The sequence below is a fragment of the Mycolicibacterium psychrotolerans genome, from assembly GCF_010729305.1.
Classification (GTDB): Bacteria; Actinomycetota; Actinomycetes; order Mycobacteriales; family Mycobacteriaceae; genus Mycobacterium; species Mycobacterium psychrotolerans.
This window is the reverse complement of sequence record NZ_AP022574.1, coordinates 1,991,586-2,012,520: the sequence shown is the minus strand read 5'-3', so window position 1 is coordinate 2,012,520 and position 20,935 is coordinate 1,991,586. Positions and strand designations below refer to the sequence as shown.

At 69.1% G+C, this 20,935-nt stretch carries 17 protein-coding genes; 5 read left to right on the top strand and 12 right to left on the bottom strand.

From position 1 onward, the window contains the following. Positions 1 to 9 precede the first annotated feature (9 nt). The 8 genes from G6N45_RS09940 to G6N45_RS09905 all read right to left on the bottom strand — a co-directional run bounded on the left by G6N45_RS09940 (position 10) and on the right by G6N45_RS09905 (position 10,947). Positions 10 to 1,422 carry a cell division protein PerM gene (locus G6N45_RS09940; RefSeq protein WP_163721933.1) on the bottom strand — a complete coding sequence of 471 codons (1,413 nt, stop codon included), beginning with the start codon at positions 1,420 to 1,422 and terminating at the stop codon, positions 10 to 12. Positions 1,423 to 1,482: 60 nt separating this feature from the next. Next, a complete protein-coding gene (locus G6N45_RS09935; RefSeq protein WP_163721932.1) occupies positions 1,483 to 2,352 on the bottom strand; it encodes a DUF5336 domain-containing protein in 870 nt (289 codons plus the stop codon). Positions 2,353 to 2,495: 143 nt separating this feature from the next. Next, entirely contained in the window at positions 2,496 to 3,626 is a 1,131-nt protein-coding gene (gene sfnG, locus G6N45_RS09930) for a dimethylsulfone monooxygenase SfnG (RefSeq protein WP_163721931.1), read from the bottom strand. A 39-nt stretch (positions 3,627 to 3,665) separates the two neighbouring features. Then, positions 3,666 to 4,856, bottom strand: a complete 1,191-nt coding sequence (locus G6N45_RS09925; protein WP_163721930.1) for a glycosyl hydrolase family 8 — start codon at positions 4,854 to 4,856, stop codon at positions 3,666 to 3,668. Further along, on the bottom strand, positions 4,853 to 7,528 hold the full coding sequence (locus G6N45_RS09920; protein ID WP_163721929.1) for a glycosyltransferase family 39 protein: 2,676 nt from the start codon (positions 7,526 to 7,528) through the stop codon (positions 4,853 to 4,855). Before G6N45_RS09920 ends, G6N45_RS09925 begins: the two co-directional genes overlap by 4 nt. Continuing rightward, the gene (locus tag G6N45_RS09915) at positions 7,525 to 9,093 is read right to left on the bottom strand and encodes a glycosyltransferase (protein WP_246228935.1); all 1,569 of its coding nucleotides are present in this window, start codon (positions 9,091 to 9,093) and stop codon (positions 7,525 to 7,527) included. Before G6N45_RS09915 ends, G6N45_RS09920 begins: the two co-directional genes overlap by 4 nt. 200 nt (positions 9,094 to 9,293) lie before the next feature. Then, positions 9,294 to 10,451 (bottom strand): type III PLP-dependent enzyme, encoded by a 1,158-nt coding sequence (locus tag G6N45_RS09910; RefSeq protein ID WP_163721928.1) that lies wholly within the window; start codon positions 10,449 to 10,451, stop codon positions 9,294 to 9,296. Continuing rightward, positions 10,420 to 10,947, bottom strand: coding sequence for a hypothetical protein (locus G6N45_RS09905; protein WP_163721927.1), 528 nt, complete (start codon positions 10,945 to 10,947; stop codon positions 10,420 to 10,422). The genes G6N45_RS09910 and G6N45_RS09905 overlap by 32 nt, the downstream gene beginning before the upstream one ends. Positions 10,948 to 11,079: 132 nt before the next feature. Between G6N45_RS09905 and G6N45_RS09900 the strand changes: the two genes are divergently transcribed. Then, positions 11,080 to 11,928, top strand: a complete 849-nt coding sequence (locus G6N45_RS09900) for an LLM class F420-dependent oxidoreductase (RefSeq protein ID WP_163721926.1) — start codon at positions 11,080 to 11,082, stop codon at positions 11,926 to 11,928. A gap of 61 nt (positions 11,929 to 11,989) precedes the next feature. After that, entirely contained in the window at positions 11,990 to 12,565 is a 576-nt protein-coding gene (locus tag G6N45_RS09895) for a hypothetical protein (RefSeq protein ID WP_163721925.1), read from the top strand. Here G6N45_RS09895 and G6N45_RS09890 read toward each other — a convergent pair. Beyond that, positions 12,562 to 14,091, bottom strand: a complete 1,530-nt coding sequence (locus G6N45_RS09890) for an acetyl-CoA acetyltransferase (RefSeq protein WP_163721924.1) — start codon at positions 14,089 to 14,091, stop codon at positions 12,562 to 12,564. The two genes, G6N45_RS09895 and G6N45_RS09890, sit on opposite strands and share 4 nt — an antisense overlap. Positions 14,092 to 14,182: 91 nt before the next feature. Between G6N45_RS09890 and G6N45_RS09885 the strand changes: the two genes are divergently transcribed. Continuing rightward, a complete protein-coding gene (locus tag G6N45_RS09885; RefSeq protein WP_057148463.1) occupies positions 14,183 to 14,365 on the top strand; it encodes a hypothetical protein in 183 nt (60 codons plus the stop codon). 97 nt (positions 14,366 to 14,462) lie between these two features. Here G6N45_RS09885 and sucD read toward each other — a convergent pair whose 3' ends face one another. Beyond that, positions 14,463 to 15,365 (bottom strand): succinate--CoA ligase subunit alpha, encoded by a 903-nt coding sequence (sucD, locus tag G6N45_RS09880; protein WP_163721923.1) that lies wholly within the window; start codon positions 15,363 to 15,365, stop codon positions 14,463 to 14,465. 12 nt (positions 15,366 to 15,377) lie between these two features. Beyond that, positions 15,378 to 16,541 carry an ADP-forming succinate--CoA ligase subunit beta gene (sucC, locus tag G6N45_RS09875; RefSeq protein WP_163721922.1) on the bottom strand — a complete coding sequence of 388 codons (1,164 nt, stop codon included), beginning with the start codon at positions 16,539 to 16,541 and terminating at the stop codon, positions 15,378 to 15,380. Positions 16,542 to 16,809: 268 nt separating this feature from the next. Here sucC and G6N45_RS09870 point away from each other — a divergent pair, with 268 nt between their 5' ends. Together G6N45_RS09870 and G6N45_RS09865 are read left to right on the top strand one after the other, a co-directional pair. Beyond that, a complete protein-coding gene (locus G6N45_RS09870) occupies positions 16,810 to 17,853 on the top strand; it encodes a M23 family metallopeptidase (protein WP_163721921.1) in 1,044 nt (347 codons plus the stop codon). Then, complete coding sequence (locus tag G6N45_RS09865) at positions 17,854 to 18,444, top strand: hypothetical protein (RefSeq protein ID WP_163721920.1); 591 nt, start codon at positions 17,854 to 17,856, stop codon at positions 18,442 to 18,444. On the opposite strand, the gene pcrA is transcribed toward G6N45_RS09865, so the two are convergent. Then, positions 18,441 to 20,756: a DNA helicase PcrA gene (pcrA, locus tag G6N45_RS09860; RefSeq protein ID WP_163721919.1), complete on the bottom strand. Its 2,316-nt coding sequence runs from the start codon at positions 20,754 to 20,756 to the stop codon at positions 18,441 to 18,443. The genes G6N45_RS09865 and pcrA overlap by 4 nt on opposite strands. Between the last annotated feature and the right edge of the window lie 179 nt (positions 20,757 to 20,935).

Below are 20,935 nucleotides of genomic sequence, written 5' to 3'. Positions count from 1 at the left end.
GCAGGAAGCCTAGTGGGTGGTGCCGTCGCGGCCGCCGCGCATGTCGTCGTCGGCCATGAAGTGGTCCTCGGGATCCTCCACCTCGAGGTCGTCCGGCAGCGGTTCGGGGGGCACCCTCTCCGCGAACTCCGGTGCCGGTTCGTCGACGACGGCGGTGACCTCCGGCGCGATGGTCTCGGTGTCGGGATCGGCGTCCTCGGAAGTCGGCTCCGGCTCGGGCTCGGGTTCGTGTTCGGGCTCGGGTTCCTCGACCACCGGCGCGGGACGGCGCACACGCGGTTGGAAACCGCCCGACATCGCCACCGTCAGCGCCCCGATACCCGCGAACCAGACGAACACCGCCGGACCGAACGTGGTCTGGTCGACGCCGACGTCGCCGAAGTTGCCGAGCGCACCGCCGCCCGCATAGCCCAGCAGCGCCATCGCCGCGGCGCCGACGAGCGCGGCCACCACGACCTTCGCCAGCGCCTGCAGCGGCGGCAGCGGGCGGCGCGCACACTGCTGGCCCAGGGCCACCGCGGCCACCGCGGCCACGATCAGCAGCGCCACCCACACCGGGCCCAGCGGCGGCGTCGGGACGGCGGCGAGCACCGGAAGTGCCGGCATGTCCCCACCCAGCACGGTGAACGCGCTGAACGTCGCCAGCCCGATGTGAGCGCTCGAGCCGACGGCCACCGCGGCGGCGCCAACCACGACGTTTGGCAGGTAGAGCAGAGACAGCACGGTCAGGCTGAGCTGCCCGAACATCGAATCGGTGATGGAGTACAGGTCGTGCATCGTCGACCAGTGCACGATCAGCGAGCCCGACACCACCGCGGCAGACAGCGCCATCAGGGCCAGCACACCGGCGCCCGCCGCGCGGAAGGCGTCGGGAAGCCAGGAGGGCAGCGGTGTGGAGCGCAGCAGACGCCGCCCCATCCGAGACCCGACGCCCAGCGCGGCGCCGATCGCGTGCACGGTGACCACGCTGGCGAACGCCCGTGACGCGTCTGGGGTCTGCAGCTCGGTGAGCACCGAGGCGGCGTCGTGGATGACGGCCAGACAGACCGCCGCGATCAGCACCGGCCCACCCAGCGCCGAGGCCACCACCCACCGGGTGACGAACCAAGACGTGCTGGTCACCGCGGCCGCGGTGGTGCGCGCCGTGCCGTAGACCATCGCCATCACCGGCAACAGCGGCATCACCCCGAGGGCGCTGCCCGCGATGGACACCGGCACCTGGTGCACGCCCAGCCACATGCTGGCGATGGCGCCGAGCGCGCCGGTCATGTCGCTGTTGGCGATCAGCAGCTGGGACAGCACCACCGCGGCGATGACGACGAGCGCGACCAGGGACGGCCCGAACGCCACCCGGAGCAGTTCACGCGCCTGGCGTGTCCCGGCTGGTCCTGGTGCACCACCCGCGCGCGGGGGATTGTTCACGGGTGGGCCGCTCCTCGAAGACGCTCGGGCACGCGACAGTCGCGCACGCGCGGCTTGAGATTACGACGACTGACCGGGCTGGGAGGACGGTGACGACTGGTGTTGCGTGGGCACCTGCGTCGTCGGCGTGTTGCTCGACGGCGGCTGGCCATAGGTCGGGTAGCCGGTGGGCGGAGTCGGCTGACCGGATTGCGCGCCGGACTGCGCACCCGAGGACGGCGAGGCCGCGGGGAAGCCACCGGTCGAGGGCCCCGCACTCGGGTAGCCACCGTAGGGCGTCGGGTAGCCCGGCCGCTGCTGCTGGCCGGCGCCCGGACCGCCGTGCTGCGGCTGCCCGGGGTGCTGACCGTAGTAGGACCCGGGGTACTGGCCGTACTGGGGCTGCTCGTACTTGGGCCGGGACACCGGCGGGGTGATGACACCGGAGTCGAACAGCAGCACCACCACGGCGACCGCGGCCTGCAACAGCGTGAACGCGATCAGCAGGTACAGGCCCCAGTCGACGGTCGTGCCGCTGGGCTTGTTCACGACCTCCGAGATGACCAGCAGGAAGCCCAGCACGGCGGCCACCGCGGCGACGGCGACGTAGTTGCGCTGACGGGGCAGCAGGCCGACACCGGCGAACAGGGCGGCCACCACGGCGGCGATGACGGCGAAGCCCAGCCCCACCGAGCTTCCGCTGAGCTCCCCGAGACCCGGGAAGTCCGACGACGTCACCGTGAACTGCGGGGCGAAGTACGACAGGTAGACGAGCAGTCCGAGCGCGGCGACGGCGGCGCTCAGGTAGCCGGGGAGCTTGCTCGGGCCGCCGGCGGCCGGGTCGGACTCGCCGATCTTCGCGAACTGCTGTGTCGGCGCGGAGAACTGCGTCGTGGGCTGCTGGGCGGGCGGGTATCCGGGGCCTCCGGGCGCGCCTTGGGGGTACGACATGACCTCTCCTGTGCTGTGCGGGCACCGCATCGACGACGTCGACGCAGGCGACTGCGATCCCGACGGACCGCCTGAGCGATTCGTTGACCCACGCTAGCGCACACAGGGGTGGGCCTGTCACGCCCGCGCAGCCGCGGACGCGGCTACGCGGAGACGAGCACAGCCGGGTCGATGGAGTCCCGCTCGGCGGCCTCGATGTCGCGGACCAGCGGCAACACCCGGGAGCCGAAGTACTCGATCTCCTCGTGGAAATGCAGGAATCCGCCCAGGATCAGGTCGACGCCACGCTTGCGATACGCCGCGATGCGTTCGGCGATCTGCTCGGGCGTGCCGATCAACTTCGTCCGGAATCCGTCGTTGTACTGCACCAGATCTTCGAAGGTCGAATCCGCCCACATGCCGCGCTTGTCGGGGGTCGCGTTGCCGGCCTGCTGCACGGCGGCGCCGAAACCCTCGACGGCGGGCCGGTTCGCCTTCGCGATGATCTCGCGCAGGACTTCTTTCGCCTCCTTCTCGGTGTCCCTGGCGATGATGAAGGCGTTGAGGCCGAACTTCACCTCGCGGCCGGCGTCCCTTGCGTGGTCCCGAACGTCGACGATCTGCTCGGTGACGCCGTCGAAGTCCTTGCCGTTGGAGAAGTACCAGTCCGCGTAGCGGCCGCCGTTGCGCCGGGCGGCGGTCGAGTTGCCGCCCTGGAAGATCTCCGGGTTGGGCCGCTCGGGCGTGTTGACCGGTTTGGGCTTGAGCGTGAAGTCGTGGATGCGGTAGAAGTCGCCGCGGAAATCCACGTCGTCCTCGGTCCAGATCTTGCGCAGCACCTGCAGGAACTCGGCGCTGCGACGATATCGTTCGTCGTGTTCGAGCCACGGCTCACCGAGGTGGGTGAACTCGTCTTTGAACCAGCCGGAGACCACGTTGACGGCGAACCGGCCGCCGGAGAGCTGATCGGCCGTGGCGCCGAGCTTGGCCAGCACCGCCGGCTGCCAGAGCCCCGGGTGGACGGCCGCGATGACCTTCAACCGCTGGGTGGCCAGCAGCAGCGCGAGGCTGAAGCTGGTGGACTCGTGCTGGTACTCGGCGCCGTAGCTGGCTTCGTAGCGCACCTGGGACAGGGCGTACTCGAAACCGTTGTTCTCGGCGGTCTGCGCCAGCTTGGCGTTGTACTCGTAGTTCCAGTCGGTGCGCTGCTCGATGTCGCTGGTCACGAGGCCGCCGCTGACGTTGGGCACCCAGTAGGCGAACGTGACGTTGTCGGCGATGCGTTCGGTCGTCATGCTTGGCCATCGAAGCGGGCGGCCGCTCCCCGGTCATCGTTATGGATCGCGGTGAAGGAAACGCGAGCCACCGTCCGGGCAGTCGCCCAGCAGGGTGGTGTCGAGCATGAGGCGCCCGAGCGCAACCCACGCCGCCCCGAAATAGGTCGGGTACCGCTGTTGAAGAGCGGCCGCCCGGTCCAGACGAGCGGAAGCCGCGTCCTCGTCTCCGGCGGCGTGATCGGTGGCGGCGCCGGCAACGAGGGTCACCGGGTGCTGCCACTGAGCCGCCGCGGACCCGTCCAGGTTGCGCACCGCAGGGAGGTCCTGCCCGCCGGACAGCAGGGGCCGCAGGGACGCCGCCAGCGCGCGGTCCTCGGGGTCGCACGATTCGGCGAAGCGGATCGGCAGCCGTGCGGCGTCGAGCCCGAACTGCACGCCCCCGCCTGCCGGTGAACCGGTTGGCACCGCGTGGCCGGAGGCATCGACGGTCGCCCAGTCCGGCGGCAGGGTCCCCGGCCCGACCAGTTGCCAGCTCAACACCCGCTGGGTGCGGCTGACCTCCGCCCAGCGTGGATCGGCCGAAGCGTGCAACAGGGCCCGTTCGGCCCGCGGGCTGAAGTATCCGGGGTCGACGGCGTGCGGCGGCGCGCTCGCCCAGTTCCCCGCGACGGTCGTCAGTCCCGCGCCGGCCACCCAGTGCCCGGCGGGCGCCACGTCGGCCGGCGGCGGCACGGTCGCGCCGACGGGCACGGTTTCCGCCGCGAGGATCGCCTTCCCGAGCTCCCGTCCGTCGCCGGCGAGATCCGTGGCGCCGAAGCGTTCGCCGGCCAGCACCAGCGAGCGCGCCGCGTCGAGGTCCGCATCCGCGGCGCTGTTGGCGTCGCGCACCTGGCCGTCGGCCCAGCGCCACGACAGCAGTCCGTCGGGGCGGCGCAGGTGGGTTTCGGTCCAGTTCCAGATCAGCCGGAACCGGTCCTGGTCGCCGAGGGCGGCGCTGATCAGCATGCCGTAGGCCTGGCCCTCGCTGACCGTGTCGCCGCCTTCGTCTCGCCGCACCACGCGGCCGTCGGCGTCCACGTACTCGTCGAGGAAGCGGTCACCGGCCTCCCGTGCGGCGTGTTCGCGCATGCCTGCGATGTCGTCGGCGGAGACGCGAGGGTCGGCGGCGTGCGCCACACCCCAACCGGCACCGGCGACGGCGATCACGGCCACCGCCTGAACGGCCATGGTGCGCAGTCGATTCGTCATCGTCCTTGCCTCCTCTGATAGCGCGTGAGCGCGACGGCGGCGCCCGCGACGAACCACGCGCACAGCGCGATCGGGATCACCTGCTGGCGCGGGTCGTCATCGGTCACCGGTTTCGCCGACAGTTTGTCGGGCTCGGGCTCCCCCGGGGGCAGCGCGAGGGCGGGCGGGTCCAACGGCGGCGCGGCAGCGGCGACGTCGCGGGTCTGATACAGCGTGGGACCGTCCCTGCCGTCGGCGAGCACCAGCGTGGTGGGCGCGTCGGCAGGCACGTCGACGGGTTGATGCCACTCGCGGCCATCGGCGGTGATCACCGCGTCGTAGCTTCCCGCGGGTTGCGGACCGTAGCCGGTGATCAAGCCGTAGGACGCGTTGTCGGCCAGCACGGTCGGCTCGCCGCCGGCGGCGTTGAGCGCGAGCTTGACCGGACCCGAAGCCCCTGAGGCCTGCAGCAGGCGCACGACCTGGCCCGGCGGGGGTTGGCCTGGCGCGGTGTCCGGCACGAGTTGTGCTGCCACCTCGCCCTCTTCGCCGGCCGAGAACATCGCCAACGTGTAGGTTCCGCCCGGTTCCACGGTGAACGCCTGGCGCATGACCGGGACCCCGCTGCGCTGTGCGACAGTGGTCATCACGTACGTCCCGGCCGGCATCTGCCGATAGTCGGAGGGTTCCGTCGCCGTCAGCGGCAACGAGGCGCCAGGGCCGCCGTCGAGGCGGACGAACTCCAGCCGGTCCGCGGGCACGTCCCGGCGTACATCCGAGATGCGCACGGCCGCAGTGCCGTTCGCGGCCTGCGGCGGCTCTCCCCGCAGGCCGACGTCCGACGGGCCCGGCGGGAAGCGGACGGTGAGGTCGGTATCCGTCAGCGCGATCGACTCGGCGCCGAACGGACTCTTCTGGCGGTGCAGGAACGTCGCGAACGCCTGCAGGCGCTCGGACGGCCCGGTCAACCGGAACTCGCGGCGCGGCGCGCCCGCGACATCCTCTGCAGCCACCGACGAAATGCTCTGCAGCGCAACGGGCTGCGTCGCCGCCAGCACTGCCAGGGTGGCGACGACCCGTTGATCGACGGTGCCGGACTGCAGGGTCGCCAGCGCATCGGGGTCCGACGCGCCGTCCATCCGGGCCGCGACCTGAACCCCGAACGCCGGAGTCGCGGCCGTGGTCGACGACGACGCGTCGCCGCTGACCCGCAGGACGTCGACCCGGTTGCCGCGTTCCCCGAACGTCGCGGCGGGGCGCGCGTGCGACATCGCATCCTTGAGCACACCGCTGTCGGGCATGTTGGCGCGCATCGACGGCGTCGACACCACCCATTCGTAGTCGGCCCAGCCTCTCGGGGCCCATTCCTGCACCTGCTCATCGGTGTCGACCTTGTAGGACCAGACCACGTTGCGCCGATCCCTGCCGTCCCGAACCAGATCCACCCACATCGCGTCGTCGACGATGAGCCGGTCGCGCGAGGTGACATTGTCCGAGATCCACTGCTGCGCCTGACGCATCGACGCATCCTCATCCGTGCCCAGGGTGTCGCGGTAGCCGGCGACCCACAGGGTGGCGGTGAGGGCGCCGAGGAAGGCGACGACCAGGGTGGCGGTCGTGCGGAGCCGATGGGCGCGTGCCGACGGTTGGCGCGACATCCGCCGCACCTGGTCGACGACCGCCGCCCCGAGTCCCGCTGTCAGCAGCGCGATCAGCGGGATGGCCGAGATCACGAACGGCACCGGCAGGTACCCCGGCCGCACGACGGCGAGCACCAGGATCAACAGTCCGACGGCATACGGTCGCAGCCGTTCGACGAGCAGTCCGCCGACCGCCACCGGCGCGGCGAGCAGCGGCAGGACCGGATCGAGGCGCAGCCACTCGTCGATGGTGTGCCGCTTGAGAGATTGCGGATCGGTCAGCGATCCGCTCGACTCACGTTGCCACAGCTGGAATTTCACGCCCTCCCACAGGCTGACGTGCCCGGGACCCGGGACCAGCTCCCCGCGGACGAGTGCCATCAACACGTAAGTGCCCACCACGAGCGCGCACACGGCACCGAAGACGGCCAAAGCGTAGCGGCGGGTGGCCGGAGACGTCTTCAGCCACACCAGCCAGGCGACCACCGGCACGAACAGCAGCATCGTCTCCTTGGTCAGCACCGCGACTCCGAAGCACAGTGCGGCACCGAACATCGCCGACAGGCGGTGCCGCGGCGAGCAGATCAGCACGAGCGCGCCCAGCACCCATGCGATCGCGAGGTTGTCGAGGTAGACCGACCGGCCCAGCGAGATCGCCAGCGGTGACACCGCGAGCACGGCGACGGCCGTCGCGGCAGCCCATCGGGGCAGGCCCACCCGGCGGGCCAGCAGCCACAGCAGTCCCGCGCTGATCACTGCGGCGAGCACCATCAGGTAGCGGCCGGCCGTGACGGCGTTGGGCCCGAATCCCGGACCGGTCAGCGTCATCCACGCAGCGAGTTGCAGCCAGCCGCCGGGCGGATGGTCGTACCAGTACGTGTAGTGCGCGAGCTCACCCCACTGCGAGACCGCGAAAGCCTGTGCGACGTAGGTGCCTTCGTCGTCGAGCCGGATGGGAGATCCGGCGATGTTGATCAGCCGCAGGACGGCTGTCAGCGCCAGCAGCGCCGAGACGACGGGGACGGACGGATTGGTGCGGGCGAGTCTGGTCACGCCGCCGCCTCCTTCCGCGAATCGATCGTTCGGTGCGCGTTCGCGTGCTCTGTCTTCTCCCAGCCGCCCTCGCCACGGCTCTCACGCCACACCGAACGCACGGCCGCAGCGGCCAGCAGCATTTGGTAGGGGAACGCGCCGAGCACCAGACGCAGGTGGTCCCACCAGGTGATCCGGATCCCGAACTCGTCGCCGAATTCGCCCAGCGCGGCCGCCTCGACCGCGACGGTGACCAGCGTGGGAGCCAGCGGCAGGAACGTCAGGAGCGTCACCGGCACGGGCACCTTCAGGATGAACATGCACACGATCGCGACCGGCACCAGCGCGCCGGTGGCGGCCTGCAGGAACGGCATCGCGAGCGTGTAGCGGGCCAGCAGTCGCTGCCGCCGGGTGGGCAGCTTGCGCCACTCCCCTTTTCGGTACACCTGCATGAAGCCCTGGTCCCACCGGGTGCGTTGTTTGACGAGCGCGCGGACGGTGCCCGGCGTCTCTTCGCGCGTCACCACTTCGGGGTCGTAGGCGACCGCGACGCGCGCGCCGCGCGTCGACAGCCGCACCCCGATCTCGCAGTCCTCGGCGAGACAGTCGCGATCCCACCCACCGACCGAGCGCAGCAGCGAGGTGCGGGCGAAGACCGTGTTGCCGCCGAGGGGAATGAAGCGCTGATCGGCGTGGAAGTGCAGCCGGGACCGGAACCAGAAGTAGTACTCCAGGCAGTTTCGCAACGACCACCAACTGGATCTGACGTTCATCAACTGCACCCCGGCCTGCACGACGTCGGCGCCGGATTCCTCGAATCGCGCCTCGACGAGCCGCAACAGACCCGGGTGCACCTCGTCCTCGGCGTCGAACACACCGACGTACTGTCCCTGGCAGGCGGGCAGCGCGGTGTTGAGCGCTTTCGGCTTGTTCTTCGGGATGTTGTCGTCGATGACGACACGCACCGTCCGGGGATGGCGCGCCGCCGCGGCACGCGCGACCTGCTCGGTCTCCGGATCGTCGTGTCCAATGATGACGATCACCTCGTAGAGCGGGTGATCGAGCCGAGCGAGGGCGTCGATGGTGTCCCCGAGGACGTCCTGCTCGTGGCGGGCGGGCAGCAGCAGCGAGAAAGACCGTGGCCGGCCCGCGGAGCGGCGTCGGAAGCCGGTGGCGGCCAAGGCTTCGGGGCTGCGCCACGCGTGCAACATCCACCACAGCGTGGTGGCGGCGACGACGAACAGCAGCACCGAGATCACGCTCAGCAAGGCGTAGAGGACGATCTGCGGCCATCCCGGCGATTCGGCGCGGGGAGCCGGTGGCGGAGCGGTCGGCGCCTCGAGCGCCGACGCCGCCTGTACCCCCTGGGCCTGGGGCAGCTCGCCGCCGGAGGAGCCGACGGCCGCGGTGTCCGTTGCAGGGGCCTGGGGCGCGGCGGCCACGTCGGCGGTGTCCGCCGACGGCACCGACGGCGGTGCGCCGGAATGGCTCTCACCACCGAGCAGACGACCACCGAAAACGAGCAAGGCGGCGAAGAACACCAGGGCAACGCCCAGCGCAACGCCACCGCGAGTGATGCGGGGCATGAATTGAAAGCCTCAATGTGTGTGGCGACATCAACGACCACGTCATTCATTCGGTCTGATGTCACAGCGGATAGCCCCGGCACGGCGACACCTCTGAACCGGCGGCTTTCGTTCACGACGAAATCGCTCTTGCGTGGTCTGTCGTCGCCCGGCAGGCAGCCGTTACGAGAATTTGCTGATTTGCCCGAATGAGACCGATGTCACCCCATCACGATCGGCGTGGGCTCGATGCCGTTGAACCGGGACGCCGTCACCGTGGTGTAGGCGCCCATCATCGGGCTGACGACGAGATCGCCGATGCCCAGCGCAGGCATCGGGTAGTTCCGTGCGATGACATCGGCACTGTCGCAGGTGGGACCGGCCAGTGTCACCGCGTCCAGTGCCGCGTCGGTGCGGCGCAGTTCCTCGAGCGCGAGGATCGGCGGGTGGACGTCCTCGGTCATGACGTTCGAGTAGCTGCCGTACAGCCCGTCATCGAGGTAGTGCCACACCTGCCCGTCGCGCTCCGCGGTGCCCACGACGCTCGACAGCAACGTCATGCAGTCCGCGACCAGGAAGCGGCCGGGCTCACACAGCAGGGTGAACTCCTCTCGGCGCGGTCCCAGCACCTCATCCACGATCGCCCCGACCGCTCCGATCGGGGGCTCGTCCTCGCGATAGCTGACGGGGAAGCCGCCGCCGATGTCGATGACGCGGGCCGGCACACCCAGCGTGTCCTGGACGTGGTCGACGAGACCGAGCGTGTGTTGCAGCGCGCGGCGGTACGGTTCGACCGAACTGCTCTGGCTGCCCACATGGAAGCTGAAACCCGCGAACCGAACGCCGGCCGCCAGGACGTGCTTGACCAGCAACTCGGCCTCCGCGGGCACCACGCCGAACTTCGATGAAAGATCCGATTTCGCCGTCGGGTTGCGGAACGCCAGCCGCACCAGCAGCTCGATGTCGGAGGGCCGTCCCCGGAACTTCTGGACCTCGGCTGCGTTCTCGACCACGAAGGTGCGTACACCGGCGGCGTGGGCGTGGTCGATGTCGGCCGGCTTCTTGATCGGGTTGGTGTGGATGCTGCGGTGCATCGGCAGGCCGAGGCGGCCCAGCAGGTCCACCTCTCCGCGCGTCGCGACGTCGAACCCGCCTCCGCAGATGGCGATCGTCGACAGCACCACCGGATGCGGCAGCGCCTTGACCGCGTAGTGCACCTCGAACCCCGTCAGCGCGGTCTGCAGCTGCCGTAGCCGCCGCGCCACCAGGTGTGGTTCGAGGACCAGCAGCGGCGTTCCGTGGGTCGCGGCCAGCTGCGCCCACCGTGCCGCGTTGACGCGCAGGTCCTCACGCAGCCGAGATCGTCGTCGCGGATTCATGATCACCCTCCTCGATGCTGGGAACGCTTTGGGCGACAAGCAGTTTGAAGCGTTCGTAGCTGAACACCGCACAGGTGTAGAACGCCACGTCGGAGACGAGCTTGCCGAAGATCCAGCCGGCCGCGACGTTGCCGAACAAGGCCGGTCCGAGGTAGAAGCCCAGTGGGCGCACGGCGATGCTGTCGATCACCTCGGCGGGCCCGAATTCGATCGCCACGCTGCGCAGCGCGAGCAGATTGGCCATGAGGAGGCGGGCGAGTGCCGGCCGATGCGCCTGGTCACGGTAGCTCCAACGCAGCGCGCTCAGATAGGCCACGGCGTAGTAGCCACCGGAGGCGCCGACCGACGCCGCCACCGCGGCGGCGCCCAACGAGTCCGTCGCGACGTAGACCAGCGCGGCGGCACCGAACTCGCCGACGGTCCCCGCGACCTCACACGGCAGATACCGGCGCACCCACTCCCGGATTCGCACCCGTCTCGCCGTCGATCCGTCCATGCGGTGAACTGTTCCGCGCAGACTCCCCCGGGTCGTGAGTAGCGCGCTACGTGACTACCAGCGAGGACGGCCCGGGGCTACGCAGACCACCCCCCTTGCGGATGCAGATTGGAACACGTTCTAATTCTCCGTATGGACTTTGGGTTGGTGCTGTTCACCTCCGATCGCGGAATCACTCCGGCCGCGGCGGCCACGCTGGCTGACCAGCACGGCTTTTCCACGTTCTACGTGCCCGAACACACCCACATCCCGATCAAGCGGCAGGCCGCCCACCCGACCACCGGGGACGAGTCCCTGCCCGACGACCGCTACATGCGCACCCTCGATCCCTGGGTGTCACTCGGCACCGCCGCGGCCGTGACGTCGCGGGTACGGCTCTCCACCGCGGTGGCGCTGCCGGTCGAACACGACCCGATCACGCTGGCCAAGTCGATCGCGACGCTGGACCACCTCTCCGGCGGCCGCGTGTCCTTGGGCGTTGGATTCGGTTGGAACACCGACGAACTCACCGACCACAACGTGCCGCCCGGCCGCCGGCGGACGATGCTGCGCGAGTATCTGGAAGCCATGCGCGCGCTGTGGACCCAGGAAGAGGCCGAGTACGACGGCGAGTTCGTCTCGTTCGGTCCGTCATGGGCGTGGCCCAAGCCCGTGCAGTCCCACATCCCGGTGCTCGTCGGCGCCGCCGGTACCGAGAAGAACTTCAAGTGGATCGCGAAGTCGGCCGACGGCTGGATCACCACACCCCGGGACTTCGACATCGACGCCCCGGTCAAGCTGCTGCAGGACACCTGGGCGAGCGCCGGGCGCGACGGCGCACCGCAGATCGTCGCGCTGGACTTCAAGCCCGACCCCGACAAGCTGGCGCGCTGGCGCGAGCTCGGCGTCACCGAGGTGCTCTTCGGGCTGCCCGACCGCAGCCCTGAGGACGTCGCCGCCTACGTCGAACGGCTCGCCGGCAAGGTCAGCGCGCTCGTCTGATTCGGTGCGCCGAGGCCTTCGGCGCGCCTTAGGCTGGTGAAGGACACCGGTTGGAGGCCTCATGCCGATCGCGATGATGCGCACTGCCCACGTCCGACACTCATCGGCGATGCTCGTCTGCGCCCTCGCGCTCTCGGGCTGTGGCGGGACAGCAGACAGCCGCGCAGACACCACCACGCCGGCCCCGAGTTCATCGGCCGCCGCACTGCCTCCGGGCTTTCCCGATCTGTCGATGCTGACACCGGTCGACACGAAGCAGTTCTTCCAGAGCTATCCGTACTTCCGCGGGGTGCAGTTCAGGACGCCGGACGGCCAGGAGTGCTACAGCAACGACATGAACTCGCTCGACGATTCGGCCATTCGAACGCTCACCTGCGAAGGGCCGCGGCCGGACAAGGGCCCGGGCACGTGGGAGATCGACGTTGCCACCGACCAACCCGCGACCATCGAGCCATCCGCATCGCCGCTGAACCCGACCGACACCCCGGACCCGTCTACTGAAGCCGCCTTACTTCCCGCGCTGCGCAGAATCGATCACGAGGGCATCGAGTGCGGTGTCGACGACGAGGGCACGACCGCCTGTCGGGTCGGTGAGCACGGCTTCGTCCTCACCTCGACGGCGACGACGCTGTTCTAGCGCAGCACCGCCCGGTTGCCGTTATCCGTCGGTGTGACAACGATCTTCGCGCCCAGTGGGTCCCCCTCGGACATCAGCGTGACGAGGTCGCAGTCCTCGGTGGTCGCCATGAACCGCGATCCGTCGGCCTCGAGCCGCCCGACGATGACGCCGGTGCGCACCGGCCAGTCATAGCGCACCGAATAGGTTTCGACCACTCCTGCGCCTGCCGGCTGCTTCGTCACCGGCACCGTCGGCAACTCGGCCACCTGGGCCGTCAACTCCGCACTGCGCGACGACCGCCACTGGACGGGCTCGGTCGAGTAGACGCCGACCGAATACTTGCTCATGATGCCGCCGTTGGCGCCGACGAAGCCGAATCGGCCCGGCTTGTCCCGCATCTGGATGGCGGTCTCGGCGATTCCGTGCACCGAATAGCTGTTGCCGGGGCCGCCGAAGTACGGCAGGCCACCGGTCAGCGTCAGCCCGCGGGGATCGTCGCCGGAGAGTCCCAGGGCCTCGCAGATCACGAACACCGGGAACGGGAAGCAGCTGTACAGATCGAAGGTCGCGATGTCGTCGACGCCGAGGCCGGCGACCCGCAACGCCTCATGGGCCGCGTGCACGGCGGCGGGGCTGGCACCGAGGTCGACCCGGCTCAGCAGCGCCTGTTCGGCGAGATCGGAGTGCCCGTGGACGAACACCCACTTCTCCTGCGGCACACCGTGCCTACGTGCCGCCTCCACCGACATCAGCACGAGCGCCGCGCCCTGGTTCACGGTGTCGCGAGCGACCAGATACCGGGGGTAGGGATCGCAGATCATCCGGTTCTCGTCGGTGACGGTCTCGATCTCCTCGACCGACCGTTCCACCGGAGACGACGAGAAGGGGTTCTTGGCAGCCACTTTCGACATCGGCGCGAACAGCTCCGCCATCGCGTGACGGTATTCGTCGACGCCGAGACCGAGCCGTGCGCGGCGCGCGTTGTCGAGCAGACCGTACTGCACCGGCGCCCCGGTGAGACCGTGCTGCACGGTGTATTCGTCGACGTACTTGAAGATCTGGTGGCCGCGGTCCTCGAGCTGGCCCTCGATGGTCTCGGTGAAGTCCGGCTTGTCGTCGCGATCGGCGAAGTACTTGGCCGTCGAGCCGGGCTCTGAGCCCATGATCATCACGATGTCGGCCTCGCCGGCGACGATCGCGTTGCCGGCCTCGGTCACCAGCTTCTGCGGACCCTGCCCGCCCACGGGCTCCAGCACCACACGGGCGGGATCGCCACCGAGGCGCTTCATCACCGACCGCGGGTAGTTGTTCGACTTGCCCAGCGTCGCCGGCATCGGCCCGGAGATCTCGAACTGCCGCAGCCCGAACACCGTGTCGACCGCGGCGGCCAGCACACTGGCGTCGGCTCCGGTGTCGTCGAGCGCGGCCCGCGCGGCCGCGGTCGCGAGCCCCACGGCCGACATGCCGCGGTAGTCGGGGTCGTCGATCCGTTCGGTGAACTGGCCGACACCGACGAGTATCGGAGTGCGCGGGTCAACCGGCATGACGAACCTCCTGACATCTGTTAATTCGTCAGGCTAATAGAACGGGTTCCAGTTCGCCGCGCGGGGTGGCCGCAGCGGGTACTCCGCGTGCATGGCGCGCGGTGATCATCCTCAACGGACCGTGTTCTACGGCGCGTGCCTGCTCGCGGCGGCATTTCTGTCCTGCTGGGTCGCCGCGTCGGTGCACACCGCCTGGATATCGGCGCTGATCTACGTCGCGGCCGCGATCGCCACGTGCGTCGGCCTGGTCATGACCCTGCGGGACTACGGCTGACGTACCGCGAGCGCACGCTGATAAGCGACGAGCGCGCGCATTTGTACGGTCGCGACGGCATGTCGCTGCACAAACACGCGCGCTCGCGCCCAAGAAACTACAGGTTCTCGAAGATCTCCCGGGCCAGCGCCGCGGTCTCCGACGGCGTCTTGCCGACCTTGACGCCCGCGGCCTCGAGCGCCTCCTTCTTGGCGGCGGCGGTGCCCGACGACCCGGACACGATCGCGCCGGCGTGGCCCATCGTCTTGCCCTCGGGGGCGGTGAAGCCCGCGACGTAGCCGACGACCGGCTTGGACACGTTGGCCTTGATGTAGTCGGCCGCACGCTCCTCGGCGTCGCCGCCGATCTCGCCGATCATCACGATGACCTTGGTCTCGGGATCCTTCTCGAACGCCTCGATCGCATCGATGTGCGTGGTGCCGATGACCGGGTCGCCACCGATGCCGATCGCGGTGGAGAAGCCGAGATCGCGCAGTTCGTACATCATCTGGTAGGTCAGCGTGCCCGACTTCGACACCAGACCGATCGGGCCCTTGCCGGTGATGTTGTTCGGCGTGATGCCGACAAGCGACTCGCCGGGGGTGATGATGCCCGGGCAGTTGGGGCCGATGATGCGGGTCTTCTCGCCCTTGGCGAGGTTGTAGGCCCACGCATACGCGGTGTCCTGCACCGGGACTCCCTCGGTGATGACCACCAGCAGCGGGATCTCGGCGTCGATGGCCTCGATGATCGCGTCCTTCGAGAAGGCCGGCGGCACGAAGGCGATCGACACATCAGCGCCGGTCTCCTTCATCGCCTCGGCGACGCTGCCGAACACCGGCAGCTCGACCTCCTGGCCGTCGGAGTTCTCGTGCGTGACGGTCGTGCCCGCCTTGCGCGCGTTGACGCCACCCACGATCTGAGTGCCCGCCTTGAGCATGAGCTTGGTGTGCTTGGTGCCCTCGCCGCCGGTGATGCCCTGGACGATGACCTTGCTGTCCTTGTTCAAAAAGATCGACATCTGTTGTGTCCCTTACTTGTTCGCCAGCTCGGCGGCCTTGTCGGCGCCGGAGTCCATGGTGTCCGCCTGGATGACCAGCGGATGGTTGGCCTCGGCGAGGATGCGCCTGCCCTCGTCGACGTTGTTGCCGTCGAGCCGCACGACGAGCGGCTTGTTGGCCTCGTCGCCCAGGATCTGCAGCGCCTTGACGATTCCGTTGGCCACCGCGTCGCACGCGGTGATGCCACCGAACACGTTGACGAACACGCTCTTGACCTGGCTGTCGTGCAGGATCACGTCAAGGCCGTTGGCCATCACCTCGGCCGACGCGCCGCCGCCGATGTCGAGGAAGTTCGCGGGCTTCACGCCACCGTGCTTCTCCCCGGCGTAGGCGACCACGTCGAGGGTGGACATCACCAGACCCGCACCGTTGCCGATGATGCCGACCTGCCCGTCGAGCTTGACGTAGTTGAGGTCGTTCTCCTTGGCCTTGAGCTCGAGCGGATCCGTCGCGTCCTTGTCCTCGAACTCCGCGTGCTCGGGATGGCGGAAGTCGGCGTTGGCGTCCAGGGTGACCTTGCCGTCGAGGGCCAGGATCTGGTCGTCCGGCGTGCGCACCAGCGGGTTCACCTCGACCAGCGTGGCGTCCTCGCCGACGAAGACCTCCCACAGCTTTGCGATCGTCACCGCGGCCGCGTCGAGTACCTCGGCGGGCAGGTGGCCCTTCTCGGCGATCTCACGGGCGAAGGCCTCGTCCACGCCCTTGGTCGCGTCGACGGCGATCCGGGCCAGCCGCTCGGGCTTGGTGGCGGCGACCTCTTCGATCTCCACGCCGCCTTCGACCGAGCACATCGCGAGGTAGGTGCGGTTGGCCCGGTCGAGTAGGAAGGAGATGTAGTACTCCTCGGCGATGTCGCTGGCCTCGGCCACCAGCAACTTCTTGACGACGTGGCCCTTGATGTCGAGACCGAGGATGTTCTGGGCGTGAGTGAAGGCGTCGTCAGGCGTGGCGGCGTACTTCACGCCGCCGGCTTTACCGCGGCCACCGACCTTGACCTGGGCTTTCACCATGACCGGCTTGCCGATCTCCTCGGCGATGGCCTTGGCGTCCTCCGCGGAGTCGGTCACTCGTCCGGGGGTGGTGGGAACGTTGTGCTTGGCGAACAGTTCTTTCGCCTGGTACTCGAAGAGATCCATGGACTCCCAGAACTTCCCTGTCTGTCTGCGGCTGGAAAAATGTGTGCCCGACGGGCTCCGGGGGAACTTTATCGACACGAGTGCTGACGATCGTCACCGCCCACCTGTCATGTGGTCGATCTCACCGGGACCTGAATAGTGATTCAGGTCACATTCTCGCGTGCGCTAAAGTCTCGGGTTGCCACCTGCATTGGATTTTGGTTAACGTCCTGTGGTCTAGATAACGGTCTGATCACGACGGCCTCCGACGGATTAAGGACTCATCAGGTTGCCTCAGCATCGTTCGCCTCGAATCTCCGAGGCCCTCGCGGCACCTGGTCCGACCGAAGTCACCGACATCATCCCGTTCGACGAGTTCGGCGAGCTGGGCGATCTGGACGATCTCCCCTACGGCGCCTTCGACCGGGACACCGAGGTCATCCGCGCCCCTGAGCTCGACGACCTGCTCGACACCGACGACCTGGAGCCGCTGCGACTGGTCCCCGCCGAGTTCCGCGCGGCGCGCACCGAGGCGCGGCCGTCGTCCACCCGGGCCCACCGCGACAGCCACACCGACCTCAGCGACGGCACGGCCATGACCGACGTCATCGACATGCGCGGCCGCAAGGGTCTGCACCGCAAGGCCGAGGTTCCGGTCAAAGGCCGCCTGATGGTCGCCGCGATGGCCGTCGGCGCCACCGCCGCCGGCGCCTACACCGTGACCAACGCCGCCCAGAAGCAGCCCACGGCGACAGTGCTCGCCTCCGACTCGACGACAACCGGTGGCGCGGGGGTCATCACCGGCTCCGTCGACGGCATGCAGGTGGTCACCGTCGCGCCCGCCGCCAACTCCGCCATCCACGCCGAGGAGATCACCAAGGCCGCGGCGTTCGCGCAGGAGCGCGCCGAGCGCGAGGCACGGCTGGCCCGTCCTCAGTTCGTCATGCCCACCCGCGGCGTGTGGACGTCCGGCTTCGGATACCGCTGGGGCGTACTGCACGGCGGCATCGACATCGCCAACTCGATCGGTACCCCGATTCTGGCCGCCGCGGACGGCGTCGTCGTCGACGTCGGCCCGACCGCGGGCTACGGCGCCTGGGTCAAGATCAAGCACGCCGATGGCACCGTCACCCTCTACGGCCACGTCAACACATGGCTGGTCAGTGTCGGAGAGCGCGTGATGGCCGGCGATCAGATCGCCACGATGGGCAACCGGGGCAACTCCACCGGTCCGCACCTGCACTTCGAGGTGCTCCTCGGCGGCACCGACCGGGTCGATCCCGTCGGATGGCTGGCCAAGCGGGGGCTGTCCCCCGGCAGCTACGTTGGCTGAGTGGCCAGCGACTCCACTGATTCACCCGATTCGGACGACACCCGGATTCTGCGCCGGGCGCCGCTGAACACCCCGTCACAGCCGCTGCAGTCGCCCGCCGAGCCGCAGACGTCCATCATCCGGCGTCATCCCACCGGTGAGTTCCCGGCGGCCGACGAGCCCGCGACCGGCTACCTACCCCGCGCGCAGCCCGTCGCCGTCGGCCCGCCCTGGTCCCCGCACGGCCATCCCAGAACGGCCATCGCGACCGCCGTCGTGAGCATCCTGTCGGGGTGGGCGACCGCAGTCATCGCGACGGACCTCATCACCGGTTGGTCGGCGACCGATCCGCTGTTCTGCGTGGCCATCGGCTTCCTCACCGCGATCTCTGCCGCAGCCACCATCGGCGGGCTGATCGCGCTGCTGTTGCGCCGGCGGATGGGCCGGCTGCTGATCGTCGTCGGTGCATTGGTGGCGCTGCTGATCTTCACAGGCCTGTTCATCGCCGGCGCCGCGCTGCCCGCGCTCGTCTACGCGATGCCGGTGCTACCGCTCGCGTCGATCGTGCTGGCGCTGCTGCCCGACACCGGGCGCTGGGCGCGGTCGGGTTAGAGCTTGGCCACCGGTGCGTGGTTGTGCATGAGCTTGACCCGCCCGGCACTGCCGAAATCGATCAGCGACATCGCCGACTCCCCCATGCCCGACACCTCCTCCACGCGACCCAGCCCGTACTTGTCGTGGGTGACCCGATCGCCGGGTTCGAGCACGAGCAGCGGGCGTTTCCCGGCCACGGGGCGGCTCGGGGACGGTCGCGGGGTGCCGAACCGGCCGGCGCCACTCACCGGCGCGGAGAACGCCGACGCGGGCTGCTCGACGCGGCGCCAGTGGATCAGCTCCTGCGGGATCTCGCGCAGGAAGCGGGATTCGGGGTTGAGCATCGGCTGCCCCCACGAGGACCGCACCTTCGCCCGGCTGAGGTACAGCCGCTGGCGGGCCCGCGTGATGCCGACGTAGGCCAGCCGGCGTTCCTCGGACAGCTCGACCGGATCGCCGAGGGCGCGCATGTGCGGGAACATGCCGTCCTCCCACCCGGTCACGAACACCACCGGAAACTCCAGGCCCTTGGCGGTGTGCAAGGTCATCATCGTCACCACACCCGAGCCGTGCTCCGGGATGTCGTCGGCGTCGGCCACCAGCGACACCCGCTCCAGGAACGAGGCCAGCACCCCGGTGTCCGGGACATCTTCGTCCTGCGGCTCGGCGCCGTCCTCGTCGGCCAGGGCACGCGCGTTGGCCAGGTCGATGCTGAATTCGTGTGCGACGCTGACCAATTCGTTGAGGTTGTCGAGCCGGGCCAGGTCCTGAGGGTCGGTGGACGATTCGAGCTCGGCGCGGTAGCCGGTGCGGTCCAGCACCGACGCGACCAGCTCGCCCAGTTCGCCGTCGAGACCACCGCGCAACTCGTCGAGCATCGCGACGAACCCGGCGATCGCCTTCTCCGCGCGGGTGTTGAGCATCGGGACCCTGCCCTCGGCCGCGGCCACCAGGGCGTCGTTGAAACTCGCACCGGTGTTCTCGGCGTACACCGCCACGCACGCCTCGGCACGGTCGCCGATGCCGCGGCGCGGGGTGTTGAGGATGCGCCGCATGCTGACCGAATCACCGGGATTGTCGAGCACCCGCAGGTAGGCGACGATGTCGCGGATCTCCCGGCGCTCGTAGAAGCGAACGCCGCCGACGACCTTGTACGGGATCCCGGCCCGGATGAACACTTCTTCGAGGGCGCGCGAGGAGTTGTTGGTGCGGTAGAAGACCGCGACGTCGTTGTACGTGAACTCGCCGTCACCATCGGCCAGCGCGTCGATCTCCTGGGCGACGAACCGTGCCTCGTCGTGCTCGTTGTCGGCGACGTAGCCGACGATGAGCTCACCCTCGCCTGCGTCGGTCCACAGCCGCTTCTCCCGCCGCCCGGCGTTGCGGGCGATCACGGCGTTGGCCGCGTTGAGGATGGTCTGCGTCGAGCGGTAGTTCTGTTCGAGCAGAATCGTCGTGGCGCTGGGATAGTCGCGCTCGAAATCCTCGATGTTGCGAATGGTGGCGCCGCGGAACGCGTAGATCGACTGGTCGGCGTCACCGACGACGCACAGTTCGGCAGGCGCCAGCCCGTCAACCGTTTCGGTCCCCACGAGCTCGCGCACCAGCACGTACTGCGCGTGGTTGGTGTCCTGGTACTCGTCGACCAGGATGTGCCGGAACCGGCGCCGGTAGTACTGCGCGATCTGCGGGAAGGCCTGCAGCACGGCGACCGTCTCGCCGATCAGGTCGTCGAAATCGAGTGCGTTGGCCGCACGCAGCCGGCGCTGGTATTCGCCGTACACCTCGGCGATGACGCGGGCCAGGTCCTCGGCGGCCTCCGATGCCTCGGCGGCGGCCTGCTCCGGACCGATCAGCTCGTTCTTCAGGTTCGAGATCCCGTTGGAGAGCAGTCGCGGGGAGAACTTCTTGGTGTCGAGGCCCATGTCCTTGCCGATCATCAGCAGCAGGCGGCGGGAGTCGTCGGCGTCGTAGATCGAGAAGTTCGAGTTCAACCCCGGCAGCAGCGAGGCCTGGTTGCGCAGGATCCGCACGCACGTCGAGTGGAACGTCGAGACCCACATGTTGCGGGCCCGCGGACCGACCAGGTGCGCGACGCGCTCGCGCATCTCGGCGGCGGCCTTGTTGGTGAACGTGATCGCGAGGACCTGGCCGACGCCGACCTCGCGGGCGGCGAGCAGGTAGGCGATGCGGCGGGTGAGCACGGCGGTCTTGCCGGAGCCTGCTCCGGCGACGATGAGCAGCGGCGTGCCCTCGTGCAGGACGGCCTGGCGCTGCTGGGGGTTGAGCCCGTCGAGGAGCTCATCTGTTTCGGTGCTGACGATCGACATACTGCCCCAAACCTACCGCTGGACGGTGACACTCTTTGCGCTGGCACGGCCGGTGATGGCACACTCGTTGAGTGCTTTGTCAGCAGTGGCGATTTTTCTACGGGTACCGGCCAGCGGTGCCCGTGGTCTAGCTGCTTCCCTTCAGCCCCGCGGTCCGCTTCCGGATCCGGGGCTCGTCT

Coding starts and splice junctions, on each gene's coding strand:
- G6N45_RS09900 (WP_163721926.1), top strand. CDS start 11,080: ATGGACTTTGGGTTGGTGCTGTTCACCTCCGATCGCGGAATCACTCCG.
- G6N45_RS09885 (WP_057148463.1), top strand. CDS start 14,183: ATGGCGCGCGGTGATCATCCTCAACGGACCGTGTTCTACGGCGCGTGC.
- G6N45_RS09935 (WP_163721932.1), bottom strand. CDS start 2,352: ATGTCGTACCCCCAAGGCGCGCCCGGAGGCCCCGGATACCCGCCCGCC.
- sucC (WP_163721922.1), bottom strand. CDS start 16,541: ATGGATCTCTTCGAGTACCAGGCGAAAGAACTGTTCGCCAAGCACAAC.
- G6N45_RS09910 (WP_163721928.1), bottom strand. CDS start 10,451: ATGAATCCGCGACGACGATCTCGGCTGCGTGAGGACCTGCGCGTCAAC.
- sucD (WP_163721923.1), bottom strand. CDS start 15,365: ATGTCGATCTTTTTGAACAAGGACAGCAAGGTCATCGTCCAGGGCATC.
- pcrA (WP_163721919.1), bottom strand. CDS start 20,756: ATGTCGATCGTCAGCACCGAAACAGATGAGCTCCTCGACGGGCTCAAC.
- G6N45_RS09895 (WP_163721925.1), top strand. CDS start 11,990: ATGCCGATCGCGATGATGCGCACTGCCCACGTCCGACACTCATCGGCG.
- sfnG (WP_163721931.1), bottom strand. CDS start 3,626: ATGACGACCGAACGCATCGCCGACAACGTCACGTTCGCCTACTGGGTG.
- G6N45_RS09905 (WP_163721927.1), bottom strand. CDS start 10,947: ATGGACGGATCGACGGCGAGACGGGTGCGAATCCGGGAGTGGGTGCGC.
- G6N45_RS09915 (WP_246228935.1), bottom strand. CDS start 9,093: ATGCCCCGCATCACTCGCGGTGGCGTTGCGCTGGGCGTTGCCCTGGTG.
- G6N45_RS09925 (WP_163721930.1), bottom strand. CDS start 4,856: ATGACGAATCGACTGCGCACCATGGCCGTTCAGGCGGTGGCCGTGATC.
- G6N45_RS09890 (WP_163721924.1), bottom strand. CDS start 14,091: ATGCCGGTTGACCCGCGCACTCCGATACTCGTCGGTGTCGGCCAGTTC.